The sequence below is a fragment of the Streptomyces cyaneofuscatus genome (assembly GCF_033109485.1).
GTDB lineage: Bacteria > Actinomycetota > Actinomycetes > Streptomycetales > Streptomycetaceae > Streptomyces > Streptomyces cyaneofuscatus.
Genome location: NZ_CP137002.1, coordinates 1,258,151 through 1,274,622, shown reverse-complemented (window position 1 = coordinate 1,274,622; position 16,472 = coordinate 1,258,151). Strand labels below are relative to the sequence as shown.

Below are 16,472 nucleotides of genomic sequence, written 5' to 3'. Positions count from 1 at the left end.
GCCGCAACGCCCTTGCCGCCCGTACGGGTCGAGGTCCGGAGCTCCGTCCAGGAGCCGCCCCGCACGGCCCGCTGCCACCGAGGACCTGGAAGACACCGTGAAGCGTCTGTCCGCGCCCGCCCGCCGCCCCGCCCCGCTGCGCCGCTCCGACATCCCGGCGGCCGGGCCCGCCCGCCGGACCTCCGGCACCGGCTCCGTGCTGAGCGCGATCCTCGACCACGGGCCGGTCGCCCGCTCCACCGTCGCCCGCCTCACCGGGCTCTCCCCGGCGGCGGTCACCGGCCACGTCGGCCACCTGCTGGCCCGCGGGCTGGTCCGGGAGAGCGCGGAGACCGTCGGGCCCAAGGGGCTCGGCCGCCCCCACATACCCGTCGAGATCGACACGGGCCGCTACCTCGTCGCCGGGGCCCACGTCGCCGTCGCACACTCCACCGTCTCGCTCATGGACCTGCGCGGCCGGATCGTCGCCGAGGACCGGCAGCCGCACGCGGTCGGCGCGAGCGGCCCGTACGCCACCGTCCCCGGCCGCTCCCCGCGCGGGCTCTCCACCGGACCCGCCCTCCTGCGCGACCTCGCCGACCGGCTGCCCCGGCTGATCGACGCCCACGCGGCGGGGCGGACCGTCCTCGCCCTCGGCTTCGCCACCGGGCACCGGGTGGACCCCGCCGCCGGCGTCGTCGTCGACCACCCGCACCTGGGGTGGCGGGACGTCCCGGTGCGCGCGATCCTCGAATCCGCCACCGGGCTGCCCGTCCATGTGGACAGCCACTCCCGCGCGCTGGCCCGCGCCGAGCAGCTGTTCGGCGAGGCGTCGACCCGGGCCAGCACGGTCCTGCTCTTCGTCGGCGCGGTGGTGGACGCGGCGTTCGCCAGCTCCGGGGCCATGCACCTGGGCCCCCGCTCCGGGGCGGGCAGCGTGGCCCATCTGCCCCTGGGCTCGGGCGGATCGGGCGGCGCCGAACCGTGCTCGTGCGGCCGGACCGGGTGCCTCCAGTCCGAGGTGTCCGAGCGGGCCATGGTGCGCCGGGCCGCCGAACAGGGCCTGATCGTCGGCTCGTTCACCGAACTCCTCGACCGGGCGCTGACCGGTGACGCACGGGCCCTCGCGCTGTTCCGGCGGCGGGCCCGACTGGTGGGCCGGGGAGCGGCGCTGCTGCTGGACATGTTCGACCCGGAGGTCCTCGTCGTGGTCGAGCCGGGGGCCGGCCGGATCCCGGAGTGTCTGGCCGAGCTGCGGGCGGAGGTGGCCGAGCGGTCCTGGGTCTGCGAGGACCCCGAACGGGCCGTGGTGCCGAGCAGCTTCACCGGATCGGTGCTGGCCACGGCGGGCGGCGCGGTCGCGCTCGGCGCGCTCTACACCGACCCGCTGGGCCCGTGGCCCGCGCTGCCCGCGGTCTCCTGACCGGGAGGCCGAGCAGCCGCGTACGGCCGGCGGAGAATCGACTTAATTCAGAAAGTTGCATTGTTGACCGGCCCGCCGGCCGAACGGGAAGATGGATCCATGACCAGCCGCCAGCGTATTCAGCAGAGCATGCCCCGCACGGCATGCCGCTGTCGCACGGCTGCGCCGGTGAGGGAATTCTCCCGGCCCTTCCGTTGTCGCCCCTGTCCGGGTTCCCGATAACACTCCGCTGATTCACGGGCGTTCCCCGCGATCTGCTGCCACCGGTCGCGTGTCTTTCGCCGCCCGTTTCCCTTTTCCGTGCCGCCGCTCCACCGCCGCGCGCCCTTTTCCGCCTTTCCACTCCGGGAGAGATGTTGACCGTCACCGTTTCCTCGTATGCCGCCGGGTACGCCCCGGACCGTTTCAAGCAGGTGTTCCGCCGCTATCCGGCAGGCGTGGTCGTCGTGACCGCCGACTCCGGCCACGGCCCCGTCGGATTCACCGCCACCTCGCTCACCTCGCTCTCCCTCGACCCGCCGCTCGTCTCCTACGGGATCGGCACCACCACCTCCTCCTGGCCCCATGTCGAACGGGCCGCCTCCACCGTCGTCAACTTCCTCGGCGCCGACCAGGAAGCCCTCGCCCGCACCTTCGCCACCAGCGGCATCGACCGGTTCGCCGCGCCGACCTCCTGGCGGCGGCTGCCCGAGGGCGAGCCGGTGCTCGACGGGGCGGCCGGCTGGCTGCGGCTGGAGACCGAACAGATCGTGCCCGCCGGTGACCACCGGATCGTCATCGCCCGGGTCACCGACTCCTGGCTCGACGAGGGCCGCAGCCCGCTGCTCTTCCACAACGGCACCTACCACTCCCTCTGAGCACAGGAATACCTCTCATGCCTCGTCACCTGACCGACGACCGGTCCGCCGCCACGCGAGCCCTGGGCCGCAGGTCCTTTCTCGCCCTCGCCACCGGAACGGTTCTGAGCCTCGCCGCCTGCTCCCCGCAGGTGAAGACGGCCGCCAGTTCCGAGCCCACCGGAAAGCTCCCCTCGGGGGATCCGCCGCCGGGAACGAAACTGACCGTCGCGGTACGCCAGACCCGGCTCCAGCTCGAACCCGCCGGGCTGAAGAAGGACCTCGCCTTCACCGTCTCCGAATGGCCGAACCTGAGCGCGGGCCCCGATATCATCCAGGGATTCCGGGCCAAATCCATCGACCTCGCCTCCAATGCGGGAATTCCGCCGATCCAGGCCAAGGCCATCGGCGTCAAGACGAAGATCGTCGCGGTCCAGGTGCGCCCGCTGCCCCTCTACACCTTCGCCACCGCCCCGGGCTCCCGCATCACCTCCGTGGAGGACTTCCGGGGCAAGAAGATCGGCTTCTCCCAGGGGCAGGCCCAGGGCGTCGTCGTCCTGCGCGCCCTGAAGGCCGCCGGGCTGAAGAACAGCGACGTCGAACTGGTCGCCCTGCCCAGCACCCAGTTCCTCACCGCCCTGCAGTCCAAGCAGGTCGACGTGGCACCGCTGGGCGAACCGGCCCTCACCAAGTATCTCGGCCAGTACGCCAAGGACGGCGCCGTCGGTCTCAAGACCGACGTCGTGGACCTGCTCACCGTCCTGTGGGCACCGGTGGAGGTGCTCGACGACCCGGCGAAGGCCGCCGCCGTCGCCAACTTCATCCCGCTGTGGGCCAAGGGCCTGGTCTGGGCGTGGGAGAACACCGACGAGTGGATCGACACCTACTACGTGAAGAGCGAGGGCGTCTCCGTCGCCGACGGCAAGCGCATCGTCTCCTCCCTCAACAAGCCGCAGTTCCCCGTGGACTGGGATAAGGCGATCGCGTGGGAGCAGGAGACCGCCGACCTGATGGCCGAGGGCGGCTTCGTACCGAAGCAGGACGTCACCGACCTGTTCGACCGCCGCTTCGAGGGCCTGGCGGCCACGTCCGTTCCGGCCGAGTACCGGGAGACCTCATGACCGACCTGCTGCCCACGGCCCGCACCGGAGGGCCCGCCGTCCTCACCAAGGGCGCCGCACCCCCGGCGGCCCCGCCCCAGGAGCCCGGCCCGCCCGTCGCCCGGGGAACCCGGCGGCGGCTCGGCCCCGGCCGGTCGCTGCCCTTCGGCCGGCTCATCGGCCCCGTCCTCCTCATCGCCGCGTGGTGGGCGGCCTCCGCCTCCGGCTACCTCGACCCGCGCATCCTGTCCGGGCCCGGCAGCGTCATCTCCACCGCCTCCGACCTGGTCGCCACCGGCCGCCTCCAGGACAACGTCCTCATCTCCCTCCAGCGAGCGGGGCTCGGCCTCTTCTTCGGCGTCGTCAGCGGGGTCGTCCTCGCCGTCGCGGCCGGACTGAGCCGCAGCGGCGAGTACCTGATCGACGGCCCGCTCCAGATCAAGCGGGCCATCCCCTCGCTCGCCATGCTCCCGCTGCTGATCCTCTGGCTCGGCATCGGCGAGGAGATGAAGGTGACCGTCATCGCCCTCGGCGTCGCGGTCAGCATGTACATCAACACCTTCGCCTTCCTGACCTCCATCGACAGCCGGTACGTCGAGCTCGCCGAGGGACTCGACCTGAGCCGGGCCCAGTTCATCCGCAAGGTCGTCGTCCCCGGCTCGCTGCCCGGCTTCTTCGTCGGCCTCCGCCTGGGCGTCACCTCGTCCTGGGTCGGACTGATCGTCGTCGAGCAGATCAACGCCACCAGCGGCATCGGCTACATGATGTTCCAGGCCCAGCAGTACGCCCAGTCCGACGTGATCATCGTGGGCCTGGTGGCCTACGGCATCTTCGGCTTCGCCTCGGACGCGGCCGTACGCGCCATCGAGAGGAGGGCCCTGTCATGGCGACGCACCCTGGCGGGCTGATCACCGAGGTCCGGCCCGCGGTCCGGACGAAGCGGCTGGTACGGAAGTTCGGCGACCGGATTATTTTGAAGGAGCTCGACCTCACCATCGCCCCGGGGGAGTTCACCGCCCTCCTCGGCCGCAGCGGCTCGGGCAAGTCGACCCTGCTCCGGGCCGTCGCCCGCCTCGACCACACGGTCGAGGGCTCCGGTGAACTCACCGTCCCCGAACGGGTGTCGCTCTCCTTCCAGGACTCCCGGCTGCTGCCCTGGCTCCGGGTCCTGGACAACGTGATCCTCGGACTGCGCGGCCCCGGCGCCCGGGAACGCGGCCTCACCGCCCTGGAGGAAGTCGGCCTCGCCGGCCGCGACCGCTCCTGGCCGCACGAGCTCTCCGGCGGCGAACAGCAGCGCGCCGCGCTCGCCCGCGCCCTGGTCCGCGAGCCCGAACTCCTGCTGGCCGACGAACCGTTCGGCGCCCTCGACGCGCTGACCCGGATCAAGACGCACGGCCTGCTGCGCGAACTGTACGAACGCCACCGCCCCGCGGTGCTCCTGGTCACCCACGACGTCGACGAGGCCGTCGAACTCGCCGACCGGGTCCTGGTCCTGGAGGAGGGGCTGATCTCCGTCGACCTCGCCATCGACCTGCCGACGCCGCGCTCCCGGCGCGACGCCCGCTTCCAGGAGTACCGGGACACCCTGCTCACGGCCCTCGGCGTCACTCAGCCGACGACGACGCCGACGGCCTGAACCACCCCAGCCCACCCCGCCTCCGCCCGCACCTGCCTGGAGACACCCATGCCCTCCGCCGAGCCCCGCAAGCCGCTCCACCTCAACGCCTTCCTCATGTCCACCGGCCACCACGAGGCGTCCTGGCGGCTCCCCGAGAGCCCCGCCGAGGCGGGCTCCGACATCGAGCACTACAAGAACCTCGCCCGGATCGCCGAGCGCGGCCGCCTGGACTCCCTCTTCCTCGCCGACAGCCCCGTCCTCATGGGCGACCCCGGCCGCCGCCCGGCCGCCAAGCTGGAGCCCACCGTCCTGCTCACCGCGCTGGCCGGGGCCACCGAGCACATCGGGCTCATCGCCACCGCCTCCACCAGCTACAACGAGCCCTACAACCTGGCCCGCCGGTTCGCCTCCCTGGACCACGTCTCCGGCGGCCGGGCCGGCTGGAACATCGTCACCACCGCCGGGGCCGACGCCGCCCGCAACTTCGGCCTGGACGACACCCCGCTGCACCACGAGCGCTACCGCCGGGCCGCCGAGTTCGTCGAGGTCTCCACCAAGCTCTGGGACAGCTGGGCGGATGACGCCGTCATCGCCGACAAGGAGGGCGGCGTCCACGCGCTCGCCGAACGGGTCCGGGCCATCGACCACCGCGGCGAGTTCTTCCGCGTCGACGGACCCCTCAACGTCCAGCGTCCGCCCCAGGGTTACCCCCTCCTCGTGCAGGCCGGGTCCAGCGAGGACGGCAAGGACTTCGCCGCCCGGTACGCCGAGGCCGTCTTCACCGCCCAGCAGACCCTTCAGGAGGGCATCGCCTTCTACAAGGACGTCAAGGCGCGGGCCGTGGCGCTCGGCCGCGACCCCGGCACCATCAAGATCCTGCCCGGCATCGTCCCCGTCATCGGCGACACCGAGGCCGAGGCCCACGAGCTGGACGCCGAGCTGGACCGCCTCATCGTCCCCGAGTACGCCAAGCGCCAGCTCGCCCTGCGCCTCAAGATCGCCCCGGACGACCTGGACCTGGACGCCGAGCTCCCCGAGGACATCCCGACCGAGGACGAGATCGAGGGTGCCAAGAGCCGCTACACCCTCATCGTGGAGCTGGCCCGCCGCGAGCACCTGACCGTACGCCAGCTCATCGGGCGGCTCGGCGGCGGACGCGGCCACCGCACCTTCGCCGGCACCGCCGAGCAGGTCGCCGACACCATCGAGCACTGGTACGACAGCGGGGCCGCCGACGGGTTCAACATCATGCCCGCCGTGCTCCCCTCCGGCCTTGAGGTCTTCGTCGACCGCGTCGTCCCGATCCTCCAGGAGCGTGGCCTCTTCCGCACCGAGTACACCGGCTCCACCCTGCGCGAGCACTACGGCCTGCCGCGCCCCGCCAACCAGCTCTTCGACACGGTCGCCCCGCACGCCGGCCTGGCCACGGCGGGAGCCCGGTGACCGACTGTACGACGCGCGGCGGTGCCGCCCCTCCGCCGCAGGAGGGCGGCACCGCCCGGACCCCCGCCCCCGGCTGGGCCCGGCGCCTCTTCGCCTACTGCCTGCGCCACCGCACCGACCTGCTTCTCGCCTTCGGCGCCGCACTCGTCGCCGCCCTCGCCACCGCCACCCTGCCCCTGGTCCTGCGCCACATCGTGGACGGGGTGGCGGGCTCCACCACCGCCTCCCTCACCCCCTGGATCGGCCTGCTCGCCGCGCTCGGCGCCGTACGCTTCGCCGCCAGCTTCACCCGCCGCTACCGCTCCGGGCGGCTCTCCCTCGGCGTCCAGTACGACCTGCGCAACGACGCCTTCGCCGCCCTCCTGCGGCTCGGCGGCGCCCAGCAGGACGGGCTGCGCACCGGGCAGGTGGTGAGCCGGTCCATCTCCGACATCACCCTCATCCAGACCCTGCTCCAGTTCCTGCCGAACCTCACGGGCAACGTCCTGATGTTCGTCATCTCGCTGGTCCTCATGGCCTGGCTCTCCCCCCTGCTCACCGTCGTCGCGCTGGTCGTCGGACCGCTGCTCTACGCCATCGCCCTGCGCAGCCGCCGCGACCTCTTCCCCGCCAACTGGCACGCCCAGCAGGAGGCCGCCGAGGTCGCCTCCACCGTCGAGGCGACCGTCACCGGGGTCCGGGTCGTCAAGGGCTTCGGCCAGGAGAGCCGGGAGCTGACGGGGCTGGAGGAGCGCGCCCGTACGCTGTTCGCCTCCCGGATGCGCGTCGTCCGCTTCACCAGCCGCTACAACCCGGCGCTCCAGGCTGTCCCCGCCCTCGGCCAGGTCGCCGTCCTGGCGCTGGGCGGCTGGATGGCCCTGAACGGCCGGATCTCGCTCGGCACGTTCCTCGCCTTCACCACCTACCTGGGCTCCTTCGTCACCCCCGTACGCCAGGTCGCCACCCTCCTGACCGTCTGGCAGCAGGCCAGGGCCGGCGCCGAACGCGTCCTGGAGGTCGTCGACGAGGCCCCCGTCATCACCGACGCGCCCGACGCCCGCGAGCTGCCCGACGACCCCGGGCACCCGCCCGCCCTCGCCTGGCGGGACGTCACCTTCGCGTACGGGGACGAGGCACCGCTCCTGGACGGCTTCACGCTCGACGTCCGCCCCGGCGAGACCGTCGCCCTGATCGGCTCCGCCGGCTCGGGCAAGTCCACCGCCGCCGCCCTGCTGCCCCGGTTCTACGACGTACCGTCCGGGTCGGTCACCGTCGACGGCACCGACGTGCGCGCGCTCTCCCTCGCCTCGCTCCGCTCCCGGATCGGTTACGTCTTCGAGGAGAGCCTGCTGCTCTCCGACACCGTGCGCGCCAACATCGCCTACGGGGCACCGGACGCCACCGACGAGCAGATCCGCGAGGCCGCCAGGACCGCCCGCGCCGACGAGTTCATCGAACGCCTCCCGAGGGGGTACGACACCGTCGTCGGCGAACAGGGCCTCACCCTCTCCGGCGGCCAGCGCCAGCGCATCGCCCTCGCTCGGGCCCTGGCCGCGGACCCGGCCGTCCTCGTCCTGGACGACGCCACGTCCGCCATCGACGCCCGGGTGGAGGCCCAGATCCACGCCCGGCTGCACGAGGCGACCCGCCGCCGTACGACGCTGATCGTCGCGCACCGCCGCTCCACCCTGGAACTGGCCGACCGTATAGCAGTGTTGGACGGTGGCCGGATCACCGACACCGGAACCCTGGACGAACTCCGTTCCCGCTCAGCCCTGTTCCGTACGCTGCTGTCGACGGCCGAGCCCACGGCGTCCGAACCCGTGCCGGAGGCCCCGGCGGGCGGGGTCACCGAGGCGCTGTGGCTGCGGGACGAGGCGGCGGGGGCGGACACCGAGGAGGGCACCGCGGTCCGCGCCGCCCAGGCCCTGGCCGAGGCCGCCGCCACCGCCGGGCCCGGCCGCGGCGGACCCGGCGGCGGGGTGCTCGGCTCCGCCCCGCCCAGCGCGGAGCTGATCGCCGGCCTCGCCCGCCTCCCGCTGCCCGCCGCCGACCCGAAGGTGACCACCGCCCAAGCGGTCGCCGCCGACCGGGAGTTCCACCTCGGCACCCTGCTGCGGCCCTTCCGTGTCCCGCTCCTCCTCGGGCTGCTGCTCGTCGCCCTGGACGCGGCCGCGCAGATCGCCGTCCCCGTCCTCGTCCGCCACGGGGTGGACCACGGCGTCGCCCGGCAGGCCGGGGGAGTCCTCCTGGCGGCGGCCGCCGTCGCCGGGCTGGTCACCGCCCTGAACTGGCTGATCGGGGTGGCCCAGGTCCGCACCACCGGACGCACCGGCGAACGGCTCCTCTACACCCTCCGGGTGAAGACCTTCGCCCAGCTCCAGCGGCTCGGCCTGGACTACTACGAGCGGGAGCTCGGCGGCCGGATCATGACCCGGATGACCACGGACGTGGACGCCCTCTCCACCTTCCTCCAGACCGGCCTGATCACCGCCGTCGTCAGCCTGCTGACCGTTCTCGGCGTCCTGGTCGCGCTGCTGGTCATCGACGCGGGCCTCGCCGTCGTCCTGCTCGTCGCCCTCCCCGTCCTGATCGCCGCGACCGCCCTCTTCCGCCACTACTCGGTCCCCGCCTACCGGGAGGCCAGGGAGCGCGTCAGCGCGGTCAACGCCTGCCTCCAGGAGAACGTCACCGCGATCCGGGTCACCCAGGCGTTCCGCCGCGAGCAGCACAACGCCCGCGACTTCGCCCAACTGGCCTGGGGATTCCGGGACTCACGGCTGCGCGCCCAGCGGTACATGGGCACGTTCTTCCCGTTCGTGGAGTTCCTCGGCACCCTCTCGACCGCCGCCGTCCTGGTCGTCGGCGCGGGCCAGGTGCACTCCGGCGAGCTGAGCGCGGGCACGCTGATCGCCTTCCTCCTCTACGTGGAGCTGTTCTTCTCCCCGATCCAGCAGCTCTCGCAGGTCTTCGACGGCTACCAGCAGGCGGTGATCGGCCTCGGCCGCCTCCGCTCCCTGATGCGCACCCCGGCGGGAACACCCCCGGCCGAACAGCCGCTCATCATGGACAAGTTGCGGGGCGAGGTCGAGTTCGACGGGGTCTCCTTCGGTTACGCGGGCGGCGGCGGCCAGGAGGTCCTGCACGGGCTCCGGCTCCGCATCGCCCCCGGCGAGACCGTGGCCCTGGTCGGCGCGACCGGCGCGGGCAAATCCACCGTCGTCAAACTGCTGGCCCGCTTCTACGACCCGACCGCCGGTGTCGTCCGCGTCGACGGCCACGACCTGCGCGACCTCGACCTGGCCGGCTACCGGCGCCGCCTCGGCCTCGTCCCCCAGGAGCCTCACCTCTTCAGCGGCACCGTCCGGGACGCCATCGCCTACGGACGCCCCGACGCCACCGACGCCGAAGTGGAGAGCGCTGCCCGGGCCGTCGGCGCGCACGAGATGATCGCCGGGCTCCGGCTCGGCTACCTCCAGCAGGTGGGGGAGCGGGGCCGCAACCTGTCCGCCGGACAGCGCCAGCTCCTCGCCCTGGCCCGGGCCGAACTCGTCGACCCGGACGTGCTGTTGCTCGACGAGGCCACCGCCTCGCTCGACCTGGCCACGGAACGCCGGGTCGCCGCAGCGACGGAGACCCTGTGCCGCCGCCGTACGACCGTGGTCGTCGCCCACCGGCTGACCACCGCCGCCCGTGCGGACCGGGTCGTCGTCCTCGACGCCGGAGCTGTCGTCGAGAGCGGAAGTCACACCGAACTCCTCGCGGCGCGGGGCCCGTACCACCGCCTCTGGGAGGCCTTCCGGCAGACGCCGCAGGACCTCGCTTCCACCCCCACCAGTGAACTCGTCAAGGAGAGTGCCCGATGACCGAATACCGCAACCTCGGCCGCACCGGCGTCCAGGTCAGCCCCCTCGCGCTGGGCACCATGATGTTCGGCGCCCGGGGCAACACCGATCACGGTGACAGCGTCCGGATCATCCACCACGCCCTGGACTCCGGCATCAACTTCGTCGACACCGCCGACGTCTACTCGCAGGGCGAGTCGGAGACCATCGTCGGCAAGGCGCTCGCGGGCGGCCGGCGCGACAACGTGGTGCTGGCCACCAAGTTCCACGGCCGGCTGGGCGACGACCCCAACGAGTCCGGCAACAGCCGCCGTTGGATCATCCGCGAGGTGGAGAACAGCCTGCGCCGGCTCTCCACCGACTGGATCGACCTCTACCAGGTCCACCGCCCCGAGCCCGACACCGACTTCGACGAGACGCTCGGCGCCCTGACCGACCTGGTCCGCCAGGGCAAGATCCGCTACATCGGCACCTCCACCTTCGAACCCTCCACCATCGTGGAGGGCCAGTGGATCGCCGAACGCCGGGGCCGCGAACGCGTCGTCGCCGAGCAGCCCCCGTACTCGCTGCTCGCCCGGGGCATCGAGCGCGAGGTGCTGCCGGTGGCGCAGCGGTACGGGCTCGGCGTGCTGTCCTGGAGCCCGCTGGCCGGCGGCTGGCTGACCGGCCGCTACCGCAAGGGCGCCGAGCAGCCGGCCTCCAGCCGTGCCGAGCGGCAGGCGGCCCGCTTCGACATCACCGCGCCCGAGAACGCGGCCAAGCTGGAGGCCGCCGACGCGCTCGCGGTCCTGGCCGAGGAGGCCGGCCTCACCCTCGTCCAGCTCGCCCTGGCCTTCGTGCTGGAGCACCCGGCCGTCACCTCGGCGATCATCGGGCCGCGCACCTTCGAGCAGTTGGAGAGCCAGCTCGGCGCCGACAAGGTGAGGCTGAGCCGGGACGTCCTCGACCGGATCGACGAGATCGTCCCGCCCGGCACCAACCTGTCGGCGCGCGACGCAGGTTACGTCCCTCCGGCCATCAACGACGCTTCCCTGCGCCGCCGTTCGGCCTGACCGCCGGGGAGGACGGCCGGGGTCACTGGCGGATGCGCTCGCGGATCCAGACCCCGGCCTCCTTCAGGACCCCGGTCCCGGTCCAGTTGGAGCCGTTGCAGGTGCCGGTCTTGAAGACGGCACCGGAGCGGTGGTCGTCGGAGTAGTTCCAGTTGGTCCAGGAGATCTTCTTGCGCTTCATCAGGTCGAGGTAGCGCTGCGACATCGCGAAGTCATTGGCGCCCTCGCCCGCGTAGTTCTGCGTACCGAACTCCGTGACGAAGACGGGCAGTTTGTCGGAGGCCCGGTCCAGGGCGCTGAGGTACGCCTCGCGGTGCGACGCCGCGTAGAAGTGGAAGGTGTACATGATGTTCGAGGCGCGGACCGGGTTGTTCACGACCTCCGACTCGTTCGAGCCCTCCGAGACCCCGAACGAGGACCAGGCGCGGGTCCCGACCAGGACCACCGCGTCCGGGTCCTGTGCCCGGATCACCGGGATGATCTGCTCGGAGTAGGACTTGATGGCCGACCAGCTCACCCCCGAGGGCTCGTTGGCGATCTCGTAGAGCACGCCCGGGTGGTCCTTGTACTTCTTGGCCATCGCCGTGAAGAAGGTCTTGGCCCGCGCGAGGTTCGCGTTCGGGTCGCCCGGTGTGAGCATGTGCCAGTCGATGACCGCGTACATGCCGCGCGCGTGCGCCGCGTCGATGAACTTCTGCGCCCGGGCGGTGAATCCGGCCGGGTCGGTCTCGTACCCGCCCTCCTGTACGTAGGTGGAGACGCGCAGCACGTCGGCGCGCCAGTCGGTGGCCAGGGCGTTGAGCGACCCGTCGGTGACGCACTGGGCGTACCACTGGGTGCCGTGGGTGCTCATGCCGTTGAGGGCGACCGCCTGGCCGGAGGCGTTACAGAGCTGTCGGCCGCAGACGGAGAGCTGGCCGTTGGCCGCGAGCGGGGTGGCGGCGGTGGGGGCGGCGGGGGCCGGTGCGGCCCCCGCCCGGACGGGGGCCAGGAGTGCGGTGACCACGCCGAGTGCGGACGCGGCGAGCAGGGCCTTGCGGGTGAATCTGCGCCGGCCGTCCGTGGGGACGGGCTCGGTGGGGGAGGTGGTGCGCTGGTACATGGTGGTGCTCCCTTCGGGTGGGGGTGGGAGACGCCATGGCGGCAGCACTGAAAGTAAAGCTTCCTTCCAATTGCCGTCAACAGTGTTGGGAAACTTTCCTGTCTATTGCCGTACGCGAGTGAAGGGGCCCCGAAGAGCCCCTGGGTCTCGTGCTGTTGCTCAGTCCTGCGGCAGCGGGTACACCGCCAGCGAGAACGAGTGGCCCGCCGGATCCCCGTACACCCGGACATCGCGCGGACCGCTGTTGCTGTCACCGGTGTCGACGGGCCGGGCCCCGAGCGAGATCGCCTCGCGCTCGGCCTCGTCGATGTCGTCGCTGCTCACCAGGATCCGCAGATGGGCCTGCTGGGAATCCTCCGGGCGGGGCCAGCTCGGCGGTGCGTAGCCGTGGTCCCGGCGGATCGCCAGCCGGACGCCGTCGTTGCCGACGATCTCCACGAAGTCGGGGTCGGAGCCGATCCGTATCTCGGCGGCGAGCAGACCGGCGTAGAACTCGGCCAGCTCCATGGGTTCGGCACAGTCAAGGACGAGGACGCTCGTCTTCTCCACAGTCATGCGGGAACAGGTACCCCCGGCCACCCCGGACACGCCGTGCACCGGCGGTCCGGATGAGGAACCCCCCGGCCCGGCCTAAGGTGCGAACCATGGCTCAGAGCGCGGCGCGACCCGGCCCGGGCGGACGGGACGCCGCCCCCGCCCCCGACCCCCGGCGCTGGAAGGCGCTGGCGGTCTGCCTGGTGGCGGGGTTCATGACCCTGCTGGACGTCTCCATCGTCAACGTGGCCCTCCCGTCCATCAGGGAAGGGCTGAACACCCCCGAGTCCGACCTCCAATGGGTGCTCTCCGGCTACGCCCTCGCCTTCGGCCTCTTCCTGATCCCCGCCGGCCGCCTCGGCGACGCGCGCGGCCGCCGGGCCGTCTTCATGGCCGGACTCGCCCTGTTCACCCTGGCTTCCGCCGCCTGCGGAGCCGCCCAGTCCAGCATGTGGCTGGTCATCGCCCGACTGGTCCAGGGCATCGCGGGCGGCCTGATCTCGCCGCAGATCTCCGCGCTGATCCAGCAGATGTTCTCCGGGCGCGAGCGCGGGCGCGCCTTCGGCATGTTCGGCACGGTCGTCGGGATCTCGACCGCCGTCGGCCCGCTGCTCGGCGGGCTGCTCATCCAGGCGGCGGGCCCCGAGCACGGCTGGCGCTGGGTCTTCTACGTCAACCTCCCGCTCGGTGCCGTCTGCCTCGTGCTGGCCCACCGCCTCCTCCCCGACACCCCCTCCGCCGGCCGGGTCCGCCCGCGCGACCTGGACCCGGTCGGCGTCCTGCTCCTGGGCGCCGGGGTCCTCGCCCTGCTGCTGCCCTTCGTCCAGGCCCAGCAGTGGCCCGGCAACGGCAAGTGGCTCCTGGTCGTGCTCGCCGCCGCCCTGCTCGGCGCCTTCGTCGCCTGGGAGGCGCGGTGCACGGGCGGGCCCACCCACCCGGTGCTGGACCTCTCGCTGTTCCGGCTGCGCTCCTACTGGCTGGGGTGCCTGCTGATCCTGCTCTACTTCGCCGGGTTCACCTCGATCTTCTTCGTCACGACCCTCTACCTCCAGTCCGGCCTGAATTACTCCGCGCTCCAGGCCGGACTCGCCATCACCCCCTTCGCCCTCGGTTCCGGGGTCGCGGCGTCGATCGGCGGCCGGCTCGTCGGGCGGTTCGGCCGCCCGCTGGTGGTGGCCGGACTCGCGATGGTCGCCCTCGGCCTCGCGGGCACCGCGCTCGCCGTCCACTGGGTCCCGGGCAGCGGCGCGGGCTGGGCGATGGCCGCACCCCTGCTCCTCGCCGGACTCGGCAGCGGCCTGGTGATCGCCCCGAACCAGACGCTGACCCTGGCCGAGGTCCCCGTACCCCGGGCCGGAAGCGCCGGAGGTACCCTCCAGACCGGGCAGCGGGTCGGCTCCGCGGTGGGGATCGCGGCCGTGGGCGCGGTGTTCTTCGCCCAGGTCGGCACGGCGGGCTGGGCCGACGCGTACGACCACGGCCTGATCGTCTCGGTCGCCTTCGTCCTGGCCGCACTGATCGTGGCGCTGGCCGATGTCGGAGCCGACCGGCGGGGCAGACGACGTGAACGCAAGGACAGCACCGACCCATCGAGGAGCGCGGCATGAGCGACACATCCGGCAAGAGCGCCGGGAGCGACGGCAACACCTCCTACGGCCACAAGCCGTTCAAGCGGTCCCGCAGCCACTTCGCCGACCGCATCACCGCCGACGGCCGCGACGGCTGGCCCGTCGAGCCGGGCCGCTACCGGCTCGTCGTCAGCCGGGCCTGCCCCTGGGCCAGCCGCGCCCTGGTCTCCCGGCGCCTCCTCGGCCTGGAGGACGCCCTCTCCCTCGCCGTCACCGACCCCATCCAGGACGACCGCAGCTGGCGCTTCACCCTGGACCCCGGTGACCAGGACCCGGTGCTCGGTATCCACTACCTGAGCGAGGCGTACGACGCCCGGGAGCGCGACTACCCCGGCGGCGTCAGTGTGCCCGCGATCGTCGACGTACCGAGCGGGCAGCTGGTCACCAACGACTACCAGCAGCTCACCCTGGACCTCGCCACCGAGTGGACCGCCCTGCACCGCCCCGGCGCCCCCGACCTCTACCCCGAGCCGCTGCGCGCGGAGATCGACGAGGTCATGGAGGGCATCTACCGGGACATCAACAACGGGGTCTACAAGGCGGGGTTCGCCAGCAGCCAGCAGGATTACGACGAGGCGTACGAGGCCCTCTTCGCCCGCCTCGACCAGGTCTCCGCCCGCCTCGCCGACCGCCGCTACCTGGTCGGCGACACCATCACCGAGGCCGACATCCGGCTCTTCACCACCCTGGTCCGCTTCGACGCGGTCTACCACGGCCACTTCAAGTGCAACCGTACGAAGATCACCGAGGACCCCGTCCTGTGGGCGTACGTCCGCGACCTCTACCAGACTCCCGGTTTCGGGGACACGGTCGACTTCGACCACATCAAGCGCCACTACTACCAGGTGCACACGGGCATCAACCCGACCGGCATCGTCCCCCTCGGCCCAGACCTCTCCGGCTGGACCACCCCGCACCACCGCGAACAGCTCGGCGGCCGCCCGTTCGGTGACGGCACGCCGCCGGGACCCGTACGGGACGACGAGCGGGTCTGAGGCCGCCTCAGCTCACCCGGGGCGGGGGCGGCGGCGGGGCGAGGGTGTCGGCGGCGAGCGGGGAGCGGGCCAGCACCACACAGCCCGTGGCGATCAGCCCCAGCCCGGCCAGCTCGGGCAGCAGCCACCAGCCGGTGCGCAGCTCCTCCTCGAAGAGCGTCACCCCGTACAGGATGCTGATCAGCGCGTCCCCGAGCGTCAGCATCGGCTGCACGGCCACCAGGCTGCCCGCGTGCAGGGCGTTCTGGAGCAGGAAGAGGGCCCCCACCCCGGCCGCGGCCGTCGCGTAGAGCTGCCAGGACGTCAGCAGCGCGACGGCCCCGCCGTCCGGGCCCAGGTGAGACATCGCGTCCTTCATCAGCGCCGCCGTCAGCGCGTAGCCGCAGGCGGCGGCCAGCCCCAGCAGCGCCGCCCGGGCATTGCCGCGCACCCGCAGCGCGGTGACGATCAGCACCGCCTCGAACCCCCCGGTCAGCAGTAGCGTCGGGACCCAGTCGGCGCCCCGTACGGAGTCGGTGCCGTCGACCGGCGCGGCCGACGCGAGCCCGACGGCGAGGCCGACGGTCACCGCGGCGACGCCGTACCAGACCGTGCGCGGCGCCCGGACCCGCATCATCCAGCCGGCCAGCAGCAGGGTCGCGGGCAGCTCGATGACGAAGATCGGCTGCACCACCGAGATCGGCCCGGTCGCCAGGGCCACCGCCTGGCAGACGGCGGCCACGATCACCAGGGCGATCCCGGCCAGCCACACCTTCTGGCGGATCAGATGGCCGATCAGGGAGAGGTGCAGCGCCTCGCTGTCGGGCACCCGCATCGCCGCCCGGCGCTGGAGCACCGAGGCGGAGCCGTTGCTCAGGGCGGTCAGGACGGCGAAGAGGACACTGATCACCGGTTCATCATGGGGCGGGCGGGTCAGGAGCGCGCGGGGCGGAGGG

13 protein-coding genes are annotated in these 16,472 nt (G+C 72.6%); 10 read left to right on the top strand and 3 right to left on the bottom strand.

Features of this window, described 5'->3' with window-relative positions:
• The first annotated feature begins 97 nt into the window (after window positions 1-97).
• The 8 genes from R2B67_RS05300 to R2B67_RS05265 all read left to right on the top strand — a co-directional run bounded on the left by R2B67_RS05300 (window position 98) and on the right by R2B67_RS05265 (window position 11,278).
• Window positions 98-1,402, top strand: coding sequence for an ROK family transcriptional regulator (locus R2B67_RS05300; RefSeq protein ID WP_317816668.1), 1,305 nt, complete (start codon window positions 98-100; stop codon window positions 1,400-1,402).
• Window positions 1,403-1,755: 353 nt separating this feature from the next.
• Window positions 1,756-2,259 (top strand): flavin reductase family protein, encoded by a 504-nt coding sequence (locus tag R2B67_RS05295; RefSeq protein ID WP_018514660.1) that lies wholly within the window; start codon window positions 1,756-1,758, stop codon window positions 2,257-2,259.
• Window positions 2,260-2,276: 17 nt separating this feature from the next.
• On the top strand, window positions 2,277-3,359 hold the full coding sequence (locus R2B67_RS05290) for an ABC transporter substrate-binding protein (RefSeq protein ID WP_317816667.1): 1,083 nt from the start codon (window positions 2,277-2,279) through the stop codon (window positions 3,357-3,359).
• Window positions 3,356-4,246 (top strand): ABC transporter permease, encoded by an 891-nt coding sequence (locus R2B67_RS05285; RefSeq protein WP_164235254.1) that lies wholly within the window; start codon window positions 3,356-3,358, stop codon window positions 4,244-4,246. The genes R2B67_RS05290 and R2B67_RS05285 overlap by 4 nt, the downstream gene beginning before the upstream one ends.
• The gene (locus R2B67_RS05280) at window positions 4,222-4,977 is read left to right on the top strand and encodes an ABC transporter ATP-binding protein (RefSeq protein WP_317816666.1); all 756 of its coding nucleotides are present in this window, start codon (window positions 4,222-4,224) and stop codon (window positions 4,975-4,977) included. The genes R2B67_RS05285 and R2B67_RS05280 overlap by 25 nt, the downstream gene beginning before the upstream one ends.
• Before the next feature lie 48 nt (window positions 4,978-5,025).
• Window positions 5,026-6,402 (top strand): LLM class flavin-dependent oxidoreductase, encoded by a 1,377-nt coding sequence (locus R2B67_RS05275; protein ID WP_317816665.1) that lies wholly within the window; start codon window positions 5,026-5,028, stop codon window positions 6,400-6,402.
• The gene (locus R2B67_RS05270; protein ID WP_317816664.1) at window positions 6,399-10,247 is read left to right on the top strand and encodes an ABC transporter ATP-binding protein; all 3,849 of its coding nucleotides are present in this window, start codon (window positions 6,399-6,401) and stop codon (window positions 10,245-10,247) included. The genes R2B67_RS05275 and R2B67_RS05270 overlap by 4 nt, the downstream gene beginning before the upstream one ends.
• Window positions 10,244-11,278, top strand: coding sequence for an aldo/keto reductase (locus tag R2B67_RS05265; protein WP_317816663.1), 1,035 nt, complete (start codon window positions 10,244-10,246; stop codon window positions 11,276-11,278). The genes R2B67_RS05270 and R2B67_RS05265 overlap by 4 nt, the downstream gene beginning before the upstream one ends.
• Window positions 11,279-11,300: 22 nt before the next feature.
• Here R2B67_RS05265 and R2B67_RS05260 read toward each other — a convergent pair whose 3' ends face one another.
• Window positions 11,301-12,380: a glycoside hydrolase family 5 protein gene (locus R2B67_RS05260; RefSeq protein ID WP_018514667.1), complete on the bottom strand. Its 1,080-nt coding sequence runs from the start codon at window positions 12,378-12,380 to the stop codon at window positions 11,301-11,303.
• Between the two features lie 159 nt (window positions 12,381-12,539).
• The gene (locus R2B67_RS05255) at window positions 12,540-12,935 is read right to left on the bottom strand and encodes a VOC family protein (RefSeq protein ID WP_317816661.1); all 396 of its coding nucleotides are present in this window, start codon (window positions 12,933-12,935) and stop codon (window positions 12,540-12,542) included.
• Window positions 12,936-13,024: 89 nt separating this feature from the next.
• On the opposite strand from R2B67_RS05255, the gene R2B67_RS05250 reads away from it, so the two are divergent.
• Together R2B67_RS05250 and R2B67_RS05245 are read left to right on the top strand one after the other, a co-directional pair.
• Entirely contained in the window at window positions 13,025-14,521 is a 1,497-nt protein-coding gene (locus tag R2B67_RS05250; protein WP_317816660.1) for an MFS transporter, read from the top strand.
• Window positions 14,518-15,537: a glutathione S-transferase family protein gene (locus R2B67_RS05245; RefSeq protein ID WP_317816659.1), complete on the top strand. Its 1,020-nt coding sequence runs from the start codon at window positions 14,518-14,520 to the stop codon at window positions 15,535-15,537. Before R2B67_RS05250 ends, R2B67_RS05245 begins: the two co-directional genes overlap by 4 nt.
• Window positions 15,538-15,544: 7 nt before the next feature.
• Here R2B67_RS05245 and R2B67_RS05240 read toward each other — a convergent pair whose 3' ends face one another.
• The gene (locus R2B67_RS05240; RefSeq protein ID WP_317816658.1) at window positions 15,545-16,426 is read right to left on the bottom strand and encodes a DMT family transporter; all 882 of its coding nucleotides are present in this window, start codon (window positions 16,424-16,426) and stop codon (window positions 15,545-15,547) included.
• Window positions 16,427-16,472 lie beyond the last annotated feature (46 nt).

What these genes read in the sequence shown, in the direction of transcription:
- R2B67_RS05250 (WP_317816660.1), top strand. Translation starts at nt 13,025, where the DNA reads ATGGCTCAGAGCGCGGCGCGACCCGGCCCGGGCGGACGGGACGCCGCC.
- R2B67_RS05275 (WP_317816665.1), top strand. Translation starts at nt 5,026, where the DNA reads ATGCCCTCCGCCGAGCCCCGCAAGCCGCTCCACCTCAACGCCTTCCTC.
- R2B67_RS05290 (WP_317816667.1), top strand. Translation starts at nt 2,277, where the DNA reads ATGCCTCGTCACCTGACCGACGACCGGTCCGCCGCCACGCGAGCCCTG.
- R2B67_RS05285 (WP_164235254.1), top strand. Translation starts at nt 3,356, where the DNA reads ATGACCGACCTGCTGCCCACGGCCCGCACCGGAGGGCCCGCCGTCCTC.
- R2B67_RS05245 (WP_317816659.1), top strand. Translation starts at nt 14,518, where the DNA reads ATGAGCGACACATCCGGCAAGAGCGCCGGGAGCGACGGCAACACCTCC.
- R2B67_RS05280 (WP_317816666.1), top strand. Translation starts at nt 4,222, where the DNA reads ATGGCGACGCACCCTGGCGGGCTGATCACCGAGGTCCGGCCCGCGGTC.
- R2B67_RS05255 (WP_317816661.1), bottom strand. Translation starts at nt 12,935, where the DNA reads ATGACTGTGGAGAAGACGAGCGTCCTCGTCCTTGACTGTGCCGAACCC.
- R2B67_RS05265 (WP_317816663.1), top strand. Translation starts at nt 10,244, where the DNA reads ATGACCGAATACCGCAACCTCGGCCGCACCGGCGTCCAGGTCAGCCCC.
- R2B67_RS05295 (WP_018514660.1), top strand. Translation starts at nt 1,756, where the DNA reads ATGTTGACCGTCACCGTTTCCTCGTATGCCGCCGGGTACGCCCCGGAC.
- R2B67_RS05260 (WP_018514667.1), bottom strand. Translation starts at nt 12,380, where the DNA reads ATGTACCAGCGCACCACCTCCCCCACCGAGCCCGTCCCCACGGACGGC.